The 4,762-nt window shown below is 71.1% G+C and carries 4 protein-coding genes and 1 pseudogene; 1 reads left to right on the top strand and 4 read right to left on the bottom strand.

Going from position 1 to position 4,762, the window contains the following annotated elements:
- Nucleotides 1–461: pseudogene (locus ACFV61_RS34590) on the bottom strand (hypothetical protein); the annotation flags it as partial.
- A 330-nt stretch (nt 462–791) separates the two neighbouring features.
- On the opposite strand from ACFV61_RS34590, the gene ACFV61_RS34595 reads away from it, so the two are divergent.
- Nucleotides 792–1,697: an alpha/beta fold hydrolase gene (locus ACFV61_RS34595; protein ID WP_380496057.1), complete on the top strand. Its 906-nt coding sequence runs from the start codon at nt 792–794 to the stop codon at nt 1,695–1,697.
- A 26-nt stretch (nt 1,698–1,723) separates the two neighbouring features.
- Here the strand turns inward: ACFV61_RS34595 and ACFV61_RS34600 are convergent, their stop codons facing one another.
- The 3 genes from ACFV61_RS34600 to ACFV61_RS34610 all read right to left on the bottom strand — a co-directional run bounded on the left by ACFV61_RS34600 (nt 1,724) and on the right by ACFV61_RS34610 (nt 4,603).
- The gene (locus ACFV61_RS34600) at nt 1,724–2,635 is read right to left on the bottom strand and encodes an MBL fold metallo-hydrolase (RefSeq protein ID WP_380496058.1); all 912 of its coding nucleotides are present in this window, start codon (nt 2,633–2,635) and stop codon (nt 1,724–1,726) included.
- Between the two features lie 217 nt (nt 2,636–2,852).
- Nucleotides 2,853–3,779: a LysR family transcriptional regulator gene (locus ACFV61_RS34605; RefSeq protein ID WP_380496061.1), complete on the bottom strand. Its 927-nt coding sequence runs from the start codon at nt 3,777–3,779 to the stop codon at nt 2,853–2,855.
- A gap of 92 nt (nt 3,780–3,871) precedes the next feature.
- Nucleotides 3,872–4,603 (bottom strand): SDR family oxidoreductase, encoded by a 732-nt coding sequence (locus ACFV61_RS34610; protein WP_380496063.1) that lies wholly within the window; start codon nt 4,601–4,603, stop codon nt 3,872–3,874.
- Nucleotides 4,604–4,762: the final 159 nt, after the last annotated feature.

Here is a 4,762-nt window from a genome sequence, read left to right on the forward strand (position 1 = left end):
GGCCACTGCCGCGACTGCGGCCGGCCCGTCGCGGCGGCGAGCCGCCGAACCCAGCGGTCACCCGGCACGTCGACCTCTTCCTCCCCGTCCTCGGCGAGCAGGCAGGCCGTCGCCGGGTCGGCCCGGCGGGCCGTCACCGCGACCAGGTGCGGCGCGCCGCCGTCGTTGTCCCGGACGATCCCGCAGCCGATCCAGCGCTCGCCCACCGCCCACCCGCACAGCTCGACCAGGCGCCCGGCGAACGGGGCTACCAGCGGCAGCCCGCTGTCGCCGTCGAGCGTCGGGTCGACGAAACCGTCGGTCGCGAGGTTGCGCGACGACCCCCAACGCGGGCGCAGCGCCTCAACGAGGCGGCGGTGGGCGGTGGTGAGGTCGCCGTCGGCCGGCAGTCGGGCGATGTCCGGGGCCGGGCGGGTCAGCAGGTCGTCGATGCGGTGCAGGTGGTCGGTGGTGTCATTCATGGTGTCAGTCAATTGCGGGCCGCTGACAGGGGTTCTGGTAGTTCTCGCCGCTGGCGATCACAGGTCGGCGGCCTGCCGGCGGATCGCCTCGGTGTAGATGCGGACCAGCTTGCTCAGGTCGCTGTTCTCTCGTCGTCGCCCGGGCGCGGTCCTTCGCGGGCGTGGACGAGCGGTGTCATGCGGCTGGCGGAGGTCGAGAGCCTCGAATGGCCTACCCGGTCGACCAATTCCTGAAGCCCGCGAACTATTCAGTATTCTACCATAATTCGATGGAAAGTCATATTCATTGGGGATATGGAAAATTGGCAACTCGTTCGCTATGTTGGCGCCATGACTGCTAGCGCTGAATTAATTGTCGAATCCGGCGAATTGCGCCTGTGGACCGAACGGGTCGGCAACTCGAACGATCCGGCGGTCCTCCTGGTGATGGGGACCGCCGCACCCGGCATCGGATGGCCGGACGAGCTGGTGGATGTGCTGGCCGCCAGCGGTCGCCAGGTCATCCGCTACGACCACCGGGACACCGGCCGGTCCACCTGCCTGGACTTCGCCACCCACCCCTACACGCTGGCGGACATGGCCGCCGATGCGACGGCCGTGCTCGACGGCCACGGAGTAGCCGCCGCGCACATCGTCGGGGCCTCCCTGGGCGGTGCGATCGGCCAATGGCTGGCCGTTCACCGCCCTGAACGCGTACTGACTCTGACCGCGATGATGACCGGCCCGATGGGCCACAGCGCGGGCCCGGCCTGGGCGCGCGCCATGGCCGGCCAGGCACCCGACCCCAGCGACTTGCCGCCACCCACTGCACGCTTCCTGACGCACCTCGCACAACGCGCCGCTCTCCCGCAGGGGACTCGCGACGAGTACGTCACGGCGAACCTGGAGACGTGGCGAGTGCTCAACGGCGACGTCCTTCCCTTCGACAAGCCTGCCGCTCGCCGCTTCGTGGAAGCCTCCTTCGACCGGACCGGCAACCACAGCGTGGCCCTCAACCACGATCTGGCTGGGCGTCACATGACCGAAGACCGCCTTGCTCCGCTGTCCTCGATCAAGGCCCCGACACTGGTCATGCACGGCACGGAAGATCCCCTGCGCCCGCTACCGCATGGCCGTGCCCTCGCCGACGAAATCCCGCACTCCCGATTCCAGCCGATTCCCGGCATGGGGCACACACTGTTCTCCCCCGGACTTCCCCAGCAGATCGGCGAGATCATTCGCGAGCACACCGTGTAGGGAGCGGAACGTCGGGCAGGCAGCGGTCAGTCGGCGACGGCTCGCCAGGCGGGGCCGTCACTGTCGAGGTGAACCCGGCCGAACACCACGTCCGCGAAATGGACGCCGAAGCCGATCGTGCCCGGTCGCGCCAACTCGGCGACCAGGCGCCGGCGTTCCTGTGCGGCCCGGTCGGGGTCGAGGTCGGCGGCGGCCGACCATTCAGGGTGGTCCACCTGGATCGGCGAGTGCATGGCGTCGCCGAAGGCGATCAGCCGCTCGCCGCCCCCGGCGATGACGTAGGACGCGTGCCCGGCGGTGTGGCCGGGGGTGAGCAGCACGTGCACGCCGGGGAAGATCTCGTCGCCGTCGAGGACGGTGCGCACCTGTGGTGCCATGATCCGGAGGATCTCGTCGGTGATGCCGCGCGCCGCCAGGAGGTGGCGGTGTGCCCATTCGGGTGCGGCGACCAGGAGGTCGCGGCCGGCGAACGCGGGCAGGTCGCGGCCCGGGGCGGGGTTCCAGGCCCAGCCGATGTGGTCGAGGTGCAGGTGGGTGATGGCGACGGCCTCGATCGTGGCCGGCGGACGGCCCAGTGCGGCCAGGTTGTCGAGCAGCGCACCGCCGTGAATGGCCCCGCGCGGATTGCCCGGCTGGGCCGGGATCGACTGCGGGCCGAAGCCCGTGTCGATCAGCAGCGCACGGTCGCCGTGCTCCACCAGCAGCGCGCCGATGCCCGCCGCCAGGTTGCCGGAGTCGTCGAGGTACTGGGGGTGGGCGGCCCAGTCCTCCTCCGTGCTGCGGGGGAACCAGCCGCGCGCGCTGAGTTCCACCGCCCCGTCCGGCACGTAGGTCACCTTCGTGTCGCCGAGTCGGAGTGATCGTGTCATCGCCGGTCGCCGCAGTCGCTCGGCCAGCGGCGTCCGGTCCGTGGCCTGTTCCTTCGGGGTGTTCGTCATGGTCGCTCTCCTGGGGCGTGGCGGTGAAGGCGCGTTCGGTCGGTTTCGGTCCGACGTGGCGCCGGCCCGGTGGCGGGCGTGCCGAGCAGGGCACGGCCCGCGGATCGAGTGGGGAACCGTGGTCGGCGGTACCGGCCGCATCGGCGGCAGTGACCGCGGGTGTCCAGTTCACTCCGGTTGGAGCTCGCGATCCAGCAGCACTTCGAGTTCGCGACGATCACGAATCGCGATCGTCGCGCGCCGCCTCCCGACAGGCCTCCAGCAGGAAGCGCACGCGCTCGGGGGCGGCGGCACCGTGCACCGCCAACACGGTGGGCAGGGAGAGTGCCGCCTCGGCGCTCCGTGCTCCGGCCGGGGAACGCACCGGCAGGAAGGCCACCTGGTCGCCGCGCAGCTGGTGGGCGTGCGCCGCGTACACCACCGTCCAACCGGCAGCACCCGCGCCCAGCGCCGCAAGGGTGTCCTGGAGTGAACTGTGCGGTGGTCCGGGCACGGGCTCGAACCCGGCGTCCCGGCAGGCACCCATGACCAGATCGACCAGCGGCGGGTTGCTCCGGCGTTCCGTCAGGTGAAGCGGTAGCTCCGAGAGCCGGACGAGGTCGACCTCGTCCGCCCCGGCCAACGGGTGGCGGGCCGGCAGGGCGACCACGAGTTCCTCCTGCCACACCGGGATCAGCCGCACGCCTTGCGGCGTCGTCACCTCCCCGCGCACGAAGGCCGCGTCCCACTCCCGGTCGGCGACCCGCCGCAGGCGCTCCTCCGGCGCCGCCGACGCCAACTCCACCCGGGTGCCGGGCGCGTTTCGCCCCAGCGCCGCCAGCACCCGTTCCAACCGCACGCCCATGCCCCGGCTCGTCCCGACGCGCAGCACGGTCTCCCGCTCGGCGACGAAGCCGCCGACCAGGTCCAGGGCCCGTTGTTCGGCCGCCAATACCTCACGGGCGCCGGGCAGGAACGCCGCCCCCGCGGCAGTCAGCCGCACGCGGCGCGCCGAGCGGTCGAACAGCTCGACGCCCAGCTCACGCTCCAGCCGACCGATCTGCTGGCTGACGGCCGACTGCACGATCATCAACCGCTCGGCTGCGCGACCGAAGTGCAACTCCTCCGCCACCGCCACGAAGTACCGCAACTGACGAAATTCCATGACCTCGACCGGATCGGGAGCAGGGCACCGCCAGGCTACGGCAAGCACCGGTGCCCCGGTCCGACCGCTCACCTCACCCCGTCGCGGGGGGCCTATCCCTGGGCGGTGGGGCGAACGACGATGTCGCCGACGTCGACACCGTCCGGTTGCTCGATGGCGAAGGCGATGGCGCGGGCCACTGCGGCCGGCGGGAGGGCGATCTCCATCAGCTTGTCGATCTGGGCCTTCGCCGCCGGGTCCATGTGCTCCGCGAAGTCGGTGCGGACGGCGCCGGGTGAGACGACGGTCACGCGCAGGTCGGGGCCGGCCTCCTGGCGCAGGCCCTCGGAGACGGTGCGCACGGCGTTCTTGGTGGCGGCGTACACCGACTGGAGCGGGACGATGCGCAGTCCGGCGGTGGACACGGTGTTGACGAAGTGTCCGAATCCCTGCTCCCGGAAGAGGGGGAGGGCCGCCGCGATTCCGTACAGGACACCTTTGAGGTTGACGTCGATCATCTGCTCCCAGTCCTCGACGCGCAGGTCGTCGAGGGGGGAGATCAGGCCGATCCCGGCGTTGCTGACGAGGACGTCGAGCTTGCCGTATCGGTCGCATGCCAGCTTGACGAGGTTGGGGAGGTCCTTGCGCCGCGTCACGTCCGTGCGGATCCAGGCGGCCTCGCCACCGGCCTGTTCGATGCGGGCGGCCAGGGCCGCGAGACGCTCCGGACGGCGTGCCCCGAGGACGACCTTCGCGCCTCGCTCGGCCAGCAGAAGCGCGGTCGCCTCGCCGATGCCGCTGCTGGCGCCTGTGATCGCCACGACCTTGCCTTCGATTCCCGGCATGCTCGCCTGTCCTTCCAGAGTGCGGATTGCGGATTGCGGTGTGTGGAGTGCGGAGCAGAGGGGGCGTCCGGGCAGGTCGGACCATGCCCTAGAGTGAAAGTGGGGGGGGGGGCGCCCCCGCACCCCACATATTTATTGGCACCGCAGACGACCAACCGC

Origin of the sequence: Kitasatospora sp. NPDC059817 (assembly GCF_042731835.1) — a bacterium.
Lineage (GTDB): Bacteria > Actinomycetota > Actinomycetes > Streptomycetales > Streptomycetaceae > Kitasatospora.

Excerpts from the sequence above, each read along its gene's own strand:
- ACFV61_RS34610 (WP_380496063.1), bottom strand. The coding sequence starts at position 4,603 with ATGCCGGGAATCGAAGGCAAGGTCGTGGCGATCACAGGCGCCAGCAGC.
- ACFV61_RS34600 (WP_380496058.1), bottom strand. The coding sequence starts at position 2,635 with ATGACGAACACCCCGAAGGAACAGGCCACGGACCGGACGCCGCTGGCC.
- ACFV61_RS34595 (WP_380496057.1), top strand. The coding sequence starts at position 792 with ATGACTGCTAGCGCTGAATTAATTGTCGAATCCGGCGAATTGCGCCTG.
- ACFV61_RS34605 (WP_380496061.1), bottom strand. The coding sequence starts at position 3,779 with ATGGAATTTCGTCAGTTGCGGTACTTCGTGGCGGTGGCGGAGGAGTTG.